Annotated in this window: 12 protein-coding genes and 1 riboswitch; all 12 genes read right to left on the bottom strand. The window is 75.3% G+C overall.

Going from position 1 to position 12,883, the window contains the following annotated elements; genetic code table 11:
• On the bottom strand, window positions 1-324 hold a 324-nt coding region (locus VMF70_11080), incomplete at its 3' end, for a Clp protease N-terminal domain-containing protein (GenBank protein ID HTT68564.1).
• Window positions 325-511: 187 nt separating this feature from the next.
• A complete protein-coding gene (locus VMF70_11075; protein ID HTT68563.1) occupies window positions 512-2,464 on the bottom strand; it encodes a TonB-dependent receptor in 1,953 nt (650 codons plus the stop codon).
• Between the two features lie 142 nt (window positions 2,465-2,606).
• Window positions 2,607-2,879, bottom strand: coding sequence for a hypothetical protein (locus VMF70_11070; protein ID HTT68562.1), 273 nt, complete (start codon window positions 2,877-2,879; stop codon window positions 2,607-2,609).
• Between the two features lie 277 nt (window positions 2,880-3,156).
• The gene (selB, locus tag VMF70_11065) at window positions 3,157-5,079 is read right to left on the bottom strand and encodes a selenocysteine-specific translation elongation factor (GenBank protein ID HTT68561.1); all 1,923 of its coding nucleotides are present in this window, start codon (window positions 5,077-5,079) and stop codon (window positions 3,157-3,159) included.
• The gene (gene recO / locus VMF70_11060) at window positions 5,058-5,822 is read right to left on the bottom strand and encodes a DNA repair protein RecO (protein ID HTT68560.1); all 765 of its coding nucleotides are present in this window, start codon (window positions 5,820-5,822) and stop codon (window positions 5,058-5,060) included. The genes selB and recO overlap by 22 nt, the downstream gene beginning before the upstream one ends.
• 26 nt (window positions 5,823-5,848) lie before the next feature.
• Entirely contained in the window at window positions 5,849-7,861 is a 2,013-nt protein-coding gene (locus tag VMF70_11055) for a TonB-dependent receptor (GenBank protein HTT68559.1), read from the bottom strand.
• The gene (locus VMF70_11050) at window positions 7,858-8,832 is read right to left on the bottom strand and encodes an ABC transporter ATP-binding protein (GenBank protein ID HTT68558.1); all 975 of its coding nucleotides are present in this window, start codon (window positions 8,830-8,832) and stop codon (window positions 7,858-7,860) included. Before VMF70_11050 ends, VMF70_11055 begins: the two co-directional genes overlap by 4 nt.
• A complete protein-coding gene (locus tag VMF70_11045; protein ID HTT68557.1) occupies window positions 8,817-9,809 on the bottom strand; it encodes an iron ABC transporter permease in 993 nt (330 codons plus the stop codon). Before VMF70_11045 ends, VMF70_11050 begins: the two co-directional genes overlap by 16 nt.
• Complete coding sequence (locus VMF70_11040) at window positions 9,806-10,702, bottom strand: cobalamin-binding protein (protein ID HTT68556.1); 897 nt, start codon at window positions 10,700-10,702, stop codon at window positions 9,806-9,808. Before VMF70_11040 ends, VMF70_11045 begins: the two co-directional genes overlap by 4 nt.
• 42 nt (window positions 10,703-10,744) lie before the next feature.
• Window positions 10,745-10,868, bottom strand: a riboswitch (cobalamin riboswitch).
• A 60-nt stretch (window positions 10,869-10,928) separates the two neighbouring features.
• Window positions 10,929-12,035 (bottom strand): hypothetical protein, encoded by a 1,107-nt coding sequence (locus VMF70_11035; protein ID HTT68555.1) that lies wholly within the window; start codon window positions 12,033-12,035, stop codon window positions 10,929-10,931.
• Window positions 12,036-12,090: 55 nt separating this feature from the next.
• The gene (locus VMF70_11030) at window positions 12,091-12,612 is read right to left on the bottom strand and encodes a bifunctional nuclease family protein (protein ID HTT68554.1); all 522 of its coding nucleotides are present in this window, start codon (window positions 12,610-12,612) and stop codon (window positions 12,091-12,093) included.
• Window positions 12,602-12,883: adenosylhomocysteinase (locus VMF70_11025; protein ID HTT68553.1), on the bottom strand; the 282-nt coding region annotated here is incomplete at its 5' end. The genes VMF70_11025 and VMF70_11030, both read right to left, overlap by 11 nt.

The raw sequence follows: 12,883 nt of genomic DNA, 5'->3' as shown, positions 1-12,883 counted from the left end.
GGTCGACACGAAGTCGTCCGACAGCTTCCCGGCTTCCTGCTCGGCGCGGTCGAGCGCGGACACCAGCTCGCGCGAGAACTGGGGCTCGGCGCCGCCCGACTGCTTGGGGAAGCGGTCCAGCTCGCGGCTCACCTCGTCCTTGAGGCGCGCCACGTTCACGCCGACCTTGTTCACCAGCGGCGCGACGACCCCCTCGTCCTGGTCGAGCAGCGCGGCCAGCAGGTGCGCGTCGTTGACGACGGGATTCCCGCGGCGCCGCGCCTCGGCGCGCGCCGCCTCGAGCGCCTCGGCGCTCTTGATCGTGAGCTTCTCGTAGTTGGGCATATCGCCGTCCGGAATGGCAAGACACGTGCCCGGTCCAGGCTTGCCGGGCTGGCGGGAATCTGCCAGGACGGCACCAAAACGCAACGCACCGGCGGACGGAGCGGCAGGCGGCGGCGGGGGAGGCGCAACGGTCCGGGAGCGGTCCGCCGGCCGGCTGCGCCGCCGAGCCTGCCGGGGCCAGCGGGGGCTAGGGCGCGCTCAGCCTCGCACCGAGGCTCAGCGACCGGCCGCGGGCCGGGTAGCCCACCCGTTCGGCGTAGCGGGCGTCGAGCAGATTCGCCGCGCGCAGCGTGACCTGCATCCAGGGCGTGAGCGGCACGCGGCCGCCCAGGTCGAGCACGGCGTACGCCGGCACCAGGTCCGGGTAGACCGAGCCTGCGGTCGAGTCCAGATACCGCGCCGCGCGGCGGCCCTGGCTGCGCAGCTGCACGGCGACCGTGGCGCCGCGCCTCGCGCGCAGCGTGGCGGAGGCGACGACGAGGTCGGCGGCGCGGTCGAGCAGGGCCTCGCCGGCCACGAACGACAGGTCGATGAACGGGGACGGGCTCGCGAGGGAGACCGCCTTGGTCGGCAGATGGGACCAGGTGGCCGCGATCGAGAGCGCGCGGACCGGGTGCAGCTCCGCCGACACCTCCCAGCCCCGCGAGCGCGCGCTGCCGATGTTCACGCCGGCGTAGAGGTCCCCGGTCGTGCCCACGCCGATGGGAGCCAGCGCGATGTAGTCGTCGAACCGCTGGTCGATGACGGTGGCCGCCACGCTCGCCCGGCCGCGGGCGAAGGTCTGCCGCACGCCCAGCTCCAGGGTGCGGTCTCGTTCGTCGGTCGCGGTCGGGTACATGAAGATGAACTCGGAGTCGGAACGCACGCGGAACCCGGACCGTACGCCGGCGTGGACCCAGGTCGCCCCGCCGATCCTGCGTGCCAGCAAGGCGCGCCAGGTGGTCACCCGCGGTCCGCCTTTCGGAACGTCCCGGCGCACCTGGGCGGCGAACGACCAGGGCTCTCCCTCTCCGTCGCCGGCGATGCCGGCCACGACCCCGGTTGTCCGGTCCTCCACGCCCCGCTCGTTCCAGCTCAACGGCCCACCGACCAGGGTCGAGTCGGCGTCGGTCGCCTCCGACTCGTCCTGCTCCACGGCGACGGACGCGACGATCCAGGGTGCCAGCCGGTACCCGGCGCTCACGGCGTAGTGGGTGCGGTGGGCGACGGCGCGCCGGATGCTCTGCCAGTCCGCGGGATAGAACGCCGTGTCGGTGGGCACAGCATGATACCGCAGGCCGTCGTCGTGCCGGCCGACCAGCACCCCGAGCGCGAGGCGGCCCCCGAGCGTCGTCCCGGCCTCCAGCGAGAGCGTGGACGTGGTCGCCCGCTGCGCCTGGTCCAGGGTCACGAGCGCCGCCGGATCCGGTGCGAGGCCGATGTCGGCGCCGAAGAAGCCGTAGCTCGTCCTGGAGACGTACGCGCCGAGCTTCAGGTACGACGCGCGCATCTCGCCGACGCTGAGGCTGGTGCTCGCGGCGCCGCCCCTCAGCGACTCCCTCGCCGCGACGCCGCCGTCACTGCTGAGGCCGGAGGCCGCCGCGGACACCTGCCACCCCGGGCCGCCCGTCGCGCCCTCTCCCCGCCCGAGGACGGTGGCGTCCTGGCCCCACGCGGCCTCGACCGCGCCCCGGTCGGCGGACCGCGACGGGAACGTGGACACGTCGACGACCGTCGTGGCCGACCCGACGCCGCCGAGGTCGGCGGCCGCGCCGCGCCGCACCTCGATCCGGTCCACGCCATCGAGGGTGAGGTTCGCCAGGTCGGCCCAGGATGCGCCGATGTCGAGCGGGATGCCGTTCCACCGGACGAGCACGCCCGTCGGCCCGCCGCCGAGGCCGCCGAGCGCGACCGTGCCGCCGTCGAACGCGCCGCTCGCGACCACGTCGAGTCCCGGCGCTTCGCGAAGCGCGTCGGCCAGCGTCTGGATGCCCGCGGCGCGCAGCGCCGCACCCGACAGCACCGTGACCATGCCCGGCCGGCCGGAGCCTCCGGAAGCGCCGCTGTCGGCGGGCACCTGCGCCGACAGCGCGCCGGCGGCCGTGGCCATGACGACCGCGACGAGCGCCATCCGCGGAGCACGCTGGGCGAGACCGCTCACGCTCGCCAAGATAGGGACCCCCGCCCGCCCCAAAACAGACCGTACGCCATCGGCTTTTCGGCGGCGCCGCGTCCCCGATAAACGACGCGCGCCGGCCATGGGGGCCGGCGCGCGCCTCGCTCGTCCGAGCGCGTCGTCTACCTCACTTCGTCACCACCATCTTCCGCGATTGGCGGACCCCGTCCACCACCAGCTGGTAGACGTAGATCCCGGACGCCGCTTCCCGACCCGTGTTGAGATAGTTCCCATCCCAGTACGCGGAAAAGCTGCAGTACCCTCCGGCCTGCTCCACGCAATCCAGCGGAATGCCGCTCAACGGCTGACCCGAGCCCTGCAGGGTCGGGATCGCTACCAGCTGGGCGAGGATGTTGTAGATCCGGAGACTGACGACGGGACGATGCCCGTTGGCGAACACAGCTACGCTGAGACGAAACGGGATCGTTGTCGTCGGATTAAACGGGTTCGGATAATTCTGAAGCAGCTCGACCTGACCGCCTCGCCGCGTGCTGTCCTGCGCTCTTGCCAGCGACGGAGTGGCCAGGGCCAGTCCTACCACGAGCCACGCTACCGCGTAGCGCCGCATCCCTGACACTCCAATCCTAACGAAAAAGGGTCCTGGTCGACTGACTCCTGTCGAAGGGGAACGTAGTACGCCGTTTCGTCGTGTATGTTATGGAAAGGCAAGGAAATCGTCAAGCGCCGGGCCGCTTTCCGGGCACCCGCCGGTCCCCCTGCCTGACCGTAATTCCTTGCGTGTCACACCATTCCAAGAGGGGGATCAACCACTTTCGTGACCGGCCCAGCCGGTCGCGGATGGCCGCCGGGGTCGCCGGATCGAGTTCGGTGACGGCGCTCACGATCCGGTCCCGCTCGCGCCCGAGGGCGCCCGCCTCATAGAAGCGGTCCTTGCCCACCGCGACGACCACCCCCTCCCTGGCCATCAGCCGCAGCAGTCCAGCCACGTCCGCCCCCGGATGCCGCGCCGCCAGCTCCGCGACCGCCGGCGGCTCGGCGTCCGCCTCGCCGAGCTCGCGCAGCAGCTCCTCGCGCAGCCGCACGGCAGCGTCCCCGAGCCGCGGGGCCCACGCCGCCCGCCGCACCAGCGCGCCGTCGCGCGAGACGAGCTGCAGGTCCACGAGGTGCCGCTCCGCCAGGTCCACCAGGACCGCGGGCACGTCCCCCGCGGCCGAGCGCCACGACTGCGCCGGCATCCCCGGCTCGAGCGGGTGCTCGGCGTGGAACCGCTCGAGGGCGCCGGCGAGCCGCTCGGCGACGTCGGCGGCGACGGACCCCGCGAACAGACGGCCCTCCACTGCTACGATGCCCCCGGCGAGGGCAGCGTCGCAGGCCGCGGCGAAGCGGCTCGCGTCCATGCCGGCCGCGACCTCCAGCTCCGCGCGCGCCAGGCCCCGGTCCCCGCGTCGCGTGACCAGCAGCACGAGCAGGGCGGCGTCGCTCCCGGGCCACGACGGGAAGGCCCCGCGGGCGCGCGCGAGGCCGCGGTCGTCGGCCCACGGGTCCACCACCGTGCCACCCCCGATGGTCGTGACCGGCGAGTAGGAGCGCACCACGAACCGGTCGCCGGCGCGCGCGACGAGCGGCGACTCGAGCAGCAGGCGCGCGGGGACGCCGGCTGCGGCGCCGGGTGCCGGTGCGCCGCCCGCGGCCGGGTCGGCGGCTCCCGCGGCCGCCGGTGACACGCGCGCGAGCACCTCCGCCGTGCCGTGGTTGATGCGCACCCGGAGCCGCGGCTTCAGTTTCCCGGCCGCCTGGGGCAGCATCACGAGGGTCACGTCCATCGCGCGGCTCGCGCGCCAGCCCCCGCCGGAGACGACCACCTCGCCGCGCGCGACCTTCTCGTGCGGCGGGCCCACCAGCGCCAGCGCCGTGCGGCGGCCCGGGACGGCGCGGGGCGCCGGACGGCCGTGCACCTCGATGCTGCGCACCCGCGCCTCGAGCCCCGAGGGCAGCAGCACCAGGTGGTCGCCCTCGGCCGCGGTGCCGCTCCACACCGTGCCGGTCACGATGGTGCCCGCGCCGGGCAGGGCGAACGCGCGGTCCACCGGCATCCGGAACCGGTCGGCGGACGGCCGCGCCGCGAGCGCCTCCCCTTCCCGGGCCAGCGCGGACCTGAGCGCGTCGAGCCCAGTGCCGGTCACCGCCGAGACCTCCACCACCGGCCAGGCGCGTGCGAACGCGGCGGCGACCTTCTCCCGCACCTCGTCGGCCACCAGCGCGCGCCACGCCGCGTCCGGCGCCAGGTCGGTCTTGGTGAGCGCGACCACGCCGCGCGTCACGCCCAGGAAGCGCAGGATGGCCAGGTGCTCGGTGGTCTGCGGCATCACGCCTTCGTCCGCCGCCACCACCAGCAGCGCCAGGTCCACGCCCGTGGCGCCCGCGACCATGTTCCGGATGAACCCCTCGTGGCCGGGCACGTCCACCACGCTCGCCTCGACGTCGCCCAGCAGCAGCGGGGCGAACCCGAGGTCGATGGTGATGCCGCGCCGCTTCTCCTCCTCGAGGCGGTCGGTGTCCACGCCGGTCAGGGCCCTGACCAGCGCCGTCTTGCCGTGGTCGATGTGTCCGGCGGTGCCTATGACGAGGTGGCGGTCCACTCGGCCTGGTCCCAGAACGCCATGGCCGGCAGCGGCCGGTCCTCGGCGAGGTGGTAGCGGATGAACGACAGCAGCAGGCGGCGGTGCGACGCCGCGTGCCGCGCGTCGAGCGGCGGCTCGGGCAGCAGGCCGGCCACCAGGGCGGCCAGCGCGTCGCGGTCCGGCGGCGCGAGCTTCGCGACGGAGCCGGCGCCGCCGCGGTGCGAGGCGCACAGCGCCCCGCCCGCCGCCGCCGAGAAGTGGACGGCGCCTTCGACCGGCACGCCGCACGTCACGCAGCGGTCGAGCGAGGGCGAGAAGCCGAGCGCCACCACCACGGCCCAGCAGGCCGCGATCGCCGTGGCCTCCACGTCGTCCTCCGGCGCCGCGGACAGGGCGGCCAGCCCGCCGGCCACGGCGGCGAACACGCCGGCGTGCGCCTCGGCGGGCGCGGCCTTGAGCGCCAGCTCCGCCACGGCGCAGGCCGAGGCGAAGCGCGCGACGCCGTGGGCCAGGGCCGCGTGCGCGTCGGTGATCTCGAAGGCCGTCAGGGGGTGCAGGTCGCGCGCCTCGTGCACCCGGAGGCTCGCCTCGCCGAAGGCGAACAGGTCGAGCCGCGGCCCGGTGGCGGCCTTCGCCCGGCGGGCGCCGCGCGCGATGGCGCTCCGGAGCCCGAGGTCGCGCGTCAGGAGCCGCAGGATCTTGGAGGTGTCGCCGTACGGCATGACGTGCAGGATCACGGCGGGCGTCGTGACGAGCGGCATCCGGAGAAGATACTCTCAGCCGCGGCTCATCGCCCGCCGGCCAGCCTCAGCCCGACGAACACCGCGCGCCGCCGCGAGGGGAAGTTCAGCACCTGCTGGTAGCGCTGGTCGAGCAGGTTCTCGACCTTGAGGGTGAGCGCGACCGCGGGGCTCGCGCCGCCGCTCCTCCTCCCGCCGATCAGCGGCGCCACGCCGGCCAGGTCCACGCGCACGTAGGCCGGAAGGACGACGCGGGTGGCCGGGAAGGTCGCGAAGTCCTCGTCCACCCGGTTCCCCACGTAGTACGCGGTCAGGCTCGCGCTCCCGCCCGCCCCGACCCGCGCCGTCGCGCCCGCGCTCCCCGCGTGGATCGGCCGCCTGAGCAGGCGCTGGCCCTGCGCGAACGCGGCCCCGTCGTACCCGGAGTCCTGCGCCGCCGTGTGCGTGTAGGTGTACTGGGCCCGGACCTCCACGGAGGGGCCGACCGCAGCGCGCGCCTCGAGCTCCAGTCCCGAGGCCTCCGCCGCCGCCACGTTGTAGTAGTTGGGCGAGGTGGGCGTCGGCGGCGCGGACGTGTACTGGATCAGGTTCCGGAACCGCTGCGAGAACCAGGTCGCGGACACGACCAGCGCCCCGTTGCCCCAGCCCTGCTCGATTCCCGCATCCCAGCTGGTCGAGCGCTCCGGCTTCAGCGCCGCGTTCCCCAGCACGTAGCCGGTCGCGTAGTTCTCGAAGAAGCTGGGTTCCTTGAACGCGGTGCCCACCGTGGCGTGCAGCTTCGCGGTGCCGAGCCGGTACGCCGCACCCGCGCGCCCGGTGGCGAACGACCCGAACGCCTGGTTCCGCTCCAGTCTCGCGCCCGCCACCAGCGACAGCGCGCGCCGGGGCTCGGCCAGCGCCTGGACGTAGACCGCCCGGTTCCAGCGGCTCACCACCAGCGAGTCCGCGCTCGGACCGTACTGGCTGAGCGACAAACTGGTGCTCCGCTCCGCCTCGGTCTCGAGCGCCGCGCCCGCCGTGAGCACCGTGCCCGCCGCGGCGTGGAGGTTGAGCCGCGCGTCCGCGCTGCGGCGGCTCAGGCGGTCGAAGCTGCTGAACGCGTAGAAGCCCAGGGTGTCGGCCGGCGTGTTCGGCTCCTGGTCCACCCGGCCGCTCGACTCCGTCATCCCGAGCAGCATCCGGGCCTCGAGCGCCGGCGTCAGGAAGCGGCCCGCGTCGAGGCTCGTCGCGACCGCGCTGCCCGACTGCCACTGGTTGTGGTACGTGACGTTGCCGGACCCGTCCGTCGGGTAGTGATACAGGTCGTTGGTGTAGCGCGCGGAGAGCCGCGCGCTGGTCCTCCCGTCCGGCACCAGGCTCAGCGCGCCGCTCAGCACGTCGTTGCGGTAGCGGTTGTTGAACGCGTAGATGCCGTCGTCGGCGAAGTGCGACCAGCCGAGGCTGAGGCCCGCCCGATCGCCGCCCCCGGACACCCGCGCGTCCCAGCTCCGCGCGCCGAACGTGCCGCCCGCCGCCCCCGCGTCCCAGCGCAGCGGCCCGCTCCCGCTGCGGGTGAACACCTGCACGACGCCCGTGACGGCATCGGAGCCGTACAGCACGCTGGCCGGCCCGCGCACGATCTCGATCCGGTCCACGTCGGCGGTGGACAGCGTCGCCAGGTCCACGCCGCCGCCGGGCGTGTTGAGCGATACGCCGTCCACCAGCACCCGCACGTAATCGCTCTCGCCGCCGCGCACGAACAGCGACGTCGCGCTGCCGAACGGCCCGGTCTCCACCACCTCCGCGCCGGGCACGGCGCGCAGCGCGTCGGCCACGGTGGCGACGCCGCGCTCGCGCAGCTCGTCGCCGCCGACCACGGTGACCGACGAGGCGACGGAGCCCAGCGGCGTCGGCAGCCGCGTCGCGGTGACGACGATCGGCGCGAGCCGCACCGTGTCCGAAGGCTGCTGCGCGGCGAGGCCCGCGGAGGCGAACGGCGCGGCCCAGCAGGCGGCGAGGGCGGCCGCGGCCGCACGGGCGGCGAGCCGGGTCCGGAGCGCCGGGACGTGGTGGTTGCTCATCGGGAATCCTCCGGGGTGGGCGGCGGGCGCCGCTCCGGGTACAGTTGCGGGGTTCCGTCGGGCAGCTGGTGCACGGCGACCGGCCAGTCGAACACGGCGGCGAGCCGGCCCGGCTCCAGCACGCGCGCGGGCGCGTCGTCCGCGACGACGCGCCCGCCGGCGAGCAGCACCAGGCGGTCCGCGAACCGGGCGGCGACGTTGATGTGATGCGACACGACCAGCGCGGCGAGGCCGCCCGGCCGCACCAGGCCGGTCACCAGCTCGAACAGCTCCATCTCGTGCCGCAGGTCGAGCGAGGCCGTGGGCTCGTCCAGCACCAGGCCCACCGGCTCCTGCGCCAGGGCGCGCGCGATGCGCACCCGCTGCCACTCGCCGCCGGAGAGCGTGGCCACCCAGCGGCTCGCGAGCGCCGCGACGTCGGCGCGCGCCATCGCCCGCTCGACGGCCGCGCGGTCGGCGGCCCCCGGCGCGCGCCACGAGCCGAGGTGGGGGTAGCGCCCCATCTCCACCGCCTCCCGCACCGTGATCGGGAACGCCGGCTCCTCGCGCTGGGCCACGACGCCCACCGCGCGGGCCAGCGCGTCGCGCGGCCACGAGCGCGCCTCGCGCCCGAGCGTCAGGGCCCGGCCCTCGGCGCACGGCACCAGGCCCAGCAGCGCGCGCAGCAGCGTCGTCTTGCCGGCGCCGTTGGGGCCCACCACGGCGACGCACTCGCCGCGGCGCACGGCGAGCGAGACGGCCTCGACCGCCGGCGCGCCGGCGCCGTAGCGCACCGTGGCGCCGCTCAGCTCGAAGACCGCGCCGGAGGAGACCTCCCCGGCGTCGGAAGCATCATTCGCGCCGCCCGTACCGGACTCACCCCGACCGGACATCACCGCGCCGGACATCACCACGCCGGACGAGGCCGCCCCGGCGCCGGAAGCGTCCTTCGCGCCGCCCGCACCGGACTCGGACGTCACCGGCTCGTCCATCGCCGCAGCAGCACCGCGAAGATCGGAACACCCACCACGGCGGTCACCACGCCGACCGGCAGCTCGAGCGGGGCGAACAGCGTGCGCGCCAGCGTGTCGGCCAGCACCAGGAACGTGCCGCCCAGCACGAAGGCCGCCGGCAGCAGGAACCGGTGGTCGTGCCCCCGCACCAGCCGCACCGCGTGGGGCACCACCAGGCCCACGAAGCCGATCATGCCCGCCGCCGCGACGCTCGCCGCCGCCAGCAGCGAGGCGGCCACGTACACCCGCCGCTTGGTGCGCGCGACGTCGGCGCCGAGGTGCTGCGCCGGCTCCTCGCCCAGGGCGAGCAGGTTGAGGTTGCGCGCCTCCGCCAGCAGCACGGCGACGGCGGGCGCGGCGTACGCGGCCAGCGCCAGCACGCCCGTCCAGGCGACGCCCCCCAGGCTCCCCATCAGCCACAGCGTGGCCGTCTTGACCTGCGTCGCCTCGCTCACCGCCAGCACGCCGGCCAGCAGCGCGCCCGCGAAGGCGCCGACCACCACCCCCGCCAGCAGCAGCACCCGGCTGTCGAGGCCGCCGCCCGCGATCAGCGCCAGCCGGTACACGACCGCCACGGCCAGCAGCGCGCCGGCGAACGCCGCGGCCGGCAGGGCCCACGCCGACGCGACGCCCGCCGCGATCGCGAGCACCGCCCCGAGGCCGGCGCCGCCCGACAGCCCGAGTAGGTAGGGATCGGCGAGCGGGTTGCGGACCAGCGCCTGCAGCGCGGCGCCCGCGACCGCGAGCACGCCGCCCACGACGAACCCGAGCGCCACCCGCGGCGCGCGCAGCGACCACACGATCGCGACGGCCGTCGGATCGCCGCGGCCAGCCAGCGCCCGCAGGAGGGCCCGCGGCGCGAGCGGCGCGGCGCCGAGCGCGACGCCGAGCACGAGCGCCGCGAGGGCCGCCACGCCGAGCCCCGCCAGGAACGCCGCGGCCCCGGGACGCCTCACCGGCCCGACCGCCAGCGCAGCGGCGCGATCCGTCGCGCGAGGTCCTCGGCCGCCAGCGGCATCCGCGGCCCCGGCCGGCCGTAGAGGCTCGCGTCCACCACCAGCACCCTGCCCTCGCGCACCGCGCGCACCGTGGTCCAGCCCGGCCGCGCGGCGAGGTCGGGCGGGTGCAGCGTGTCGGGGGCCAGGACCAGCACGGCGTCGGGGTCGCGGGAGGCGATCGCCTCGAGGCTGACCGTCGCGGCCGACGCGCCGAGGTCGCCGAAGCTGTTGACCGCGCCCGCGGCCTCGAGCACCTGCGAGAGGTAGCTGCCCCGCCCCACCGTCATCGGCGGGCTGGCCCACACGTCCACGTAGAGGAGCGGGCGCCGTCCCGGCTGGGCGGCGATGCGCGCGCGCACCGCGCCGAGCGACGCGTCGAACGCGGCCACCAGCGAGTCGGCGGCGTCGGCCTCGCCGGTGAGGATCCCGAGCCGCCGGGCGGCGCGGACGACGTCGGCCCCGAGATCCAGCTTGAGGACCGCGACCGGGATGCCGAGCGCGGTGAGCCCCTGGACCGCGGCGCGGTTGGCCGCGGACGCGTACAGCACCACGAGGTCCGGGCGGCGCGCGACCACGGCCTCGACGCTCGGCTGCATCCCGTTGCCCACGCTGGGCACCGCCCGTGCGGCCGGCGGCCAGTCGCAGTAGTCCGTCCGGCCCACGAGCCGCGGGCCGGCGCCGATGGCGAACAGGATCTCAGTGCTGGAGGGCGACAGGGAGACGATCCGCTGCGCCGGCGCGGCCAGCGCGACGGTGCGGCCCCAATCGTCGGTGATGGAGAGTGTGCCGCGCGCCGGCCGCGCCGTACACGCGGCGACGAGCGCCAGGAACAACGCCAGAACTCGGACCACCGCCCCTCCCGCGAGGGCTTGAGGTGGAGCGCGAACGGCGAGGTCTCCTGGCTCCGGGTCCCTCCGCCCGCCTTCCCGGCCGTCGGCCAGTGGCGTGTGGGCGAAGGGTGGGACGAATCCCTACCCGTTACAGTGGCGGGGCCGCGCCGGATTCACACCGGCTTCCGAGATCCCCGTTCGCGTCGAACGACGGTTGTGACTGCCGATCCAATCTACACCGGGCGCCTCAGCGGGGCGCAAGCCGTCCGGCGACCTGCGCCTTGAGCGCGGCGCGCTTCGCCTGGTAGGCGGCCCACTCGTCCGCCGGCGTCTCGGCCTGCCGCGCGGCGTACCGCTCGTCCAGCGCCACGATCTGCCGCAGCAGCGCGTCCCGGTCCGGCTCACGGCCGCCGGCGCCCGCGTCCGGCGCGGGGGGCGCGGCGACGAGCGTGCGCCGGCGCGCCGCCAGCCAGCCGCCCGACGCGAGGAGCAGCGCCGACAGCGCGATCGCCATCCAGGCGAGGTTAGTGCGGGAGGGGGGAGCGCCGAAGGTGATCACCGCGGTCTCGCCGCGCACCACCCGGGTGGACGAGAAGTGCCGGAAGGTGCGGCCTTCGAGCTGCAGCGGGTCGCCGCCCGCCAGGGCCGCGCCGCTCGCGTTGGCCCGCGTGTCCTCCACCAGCACCTCGAGCCGCGCCGTCGGCTGGTCGATCGGCACCTTGAGCTGTCGAGCGCCGTTCGGCACGACGTACATCCCCACCACCTGCTTGAGGCCGGGCGGGAACGGCGCCGTCACCAGTAGGCTGTCCCCGGCCCGGCGCACGGCCTCCGGCGGCACGTCGCCCTCGCCCACGCGGAACGCGTCGATGCCCGAAGGCAGCAGCATCCGCCAGGTGGGCGTCCGGCCGCGGGTGACCATCGTGGTGGTCCCCGGGTTGGCCACCTGCACGATGTCCAGCACGTCGCGCGACCCGTCCTCGCCGGCGGCGGAGATCACGAGGTGCCGCACCGCCACGTCGAGCGGGGCGCCGACGCTGCTGGTGTCGAACACCGCGAGCACGATCGAGTCGGCGCTGGCGCGGCTCCCGGCCGCGAAGGCGGCGGAGAAGTAGCCGATGCCGTCGTACAGGGTGGAGACGACGTACATCGCGGCGGTGTCGGGCCGCGCCACCCGGAAGGCGAACGCACCGCGCGCGCTGCTCGCCGCCGAGTCCATCGGCCCCTCGTGGGAGCCGCCCACCCGGTGCGCGACGACGCGCTGGCCGGCGAGCGCGGTGGTGTCGGCCCCGCGGATCCGCACCACGCGGCCGGCGAGCACGAGCGGCGCCGGGCCCTGCGCCCGGGCCGCCGTCACGAGCCCCGCCGCCACGAGCGCGACAGCCGCGGCACGCCGGGCCGCGGCCGCCGCGCTACGGCATGAACTTGCCAAAATCCTCGGGGTCGAGGTTCTGCAGGTAGGTCTTGAGCGACTCGGCGTCGAGCGGGCCCTCGTCCTTCGAGGGCTCCACGGTGCTGATCGGCGCCGTGTCGAGCAGGTCCGGGTGGGTGAAGATCGGCGCCTTCAGCCGCAGCGCGATCGCGATGCTGTCGGAGGGACGCGCGTCGAGCTGGACCCAGTCGCCGTTGCGGTGGATCTGCAGCTCCGCGTAGTAGGTGTTCTCCTTCACGGCGGTGATCAGCACGCGCTTCAGCTCGCCGCCCAGGCCGAGGATCACCTGCTTGAGGAGGTCGTGGGTGAGCGGCCGGCTGAACTTGACGCCGGCCAGCTCCATCGCGATCGCGCTCGCCTCGGCCGGCCCGATCCAGATGGGCAGCACGCGCGGCCCGTCCTTCTCCTGGAGGACGACGACCGGGGCGTTGGTGTTCCGGTCGAAGCCGAGGTGCGCGACCCGCACCTCGACCAGCGCCTTGCCCTGCGGCTCAGGTGCCAAGGTCCCACGACGCGAGGTAGTGCTGCTGCTCGGGCGTCAGCGTGTCGATGGCGAGCCCCATGCCCGCCAGCTTGAGCCGGGCGATCTCCTTGTCGATCTCCACGGGCACGCGGTGCACGTCCTTCGAGAGCTTCGCCGCGTGCTTGATCAGGTACTCGGCGCCGAGGGCCTGGTTGGCGAACGACATGTCCATCACGCTCGCCGGATGCCCCTCGGCCGCGGCGAGGTTGATGAGGCGCCCCTCGGCGAGAATGTGGACGCGCTTGCCGTC

The organism is Gemmatimonadales bacterium, from assembly GCA_035502185.1.
Classification (GTDB): Bacteria; Gemmatimonadota; Gemmatimonadetes; order Gemmatimonadales; family JACORV01; genus Fen-1245.
This window is presented reverse-complemented; position numbering and strand designations above follow the sequence as displayed.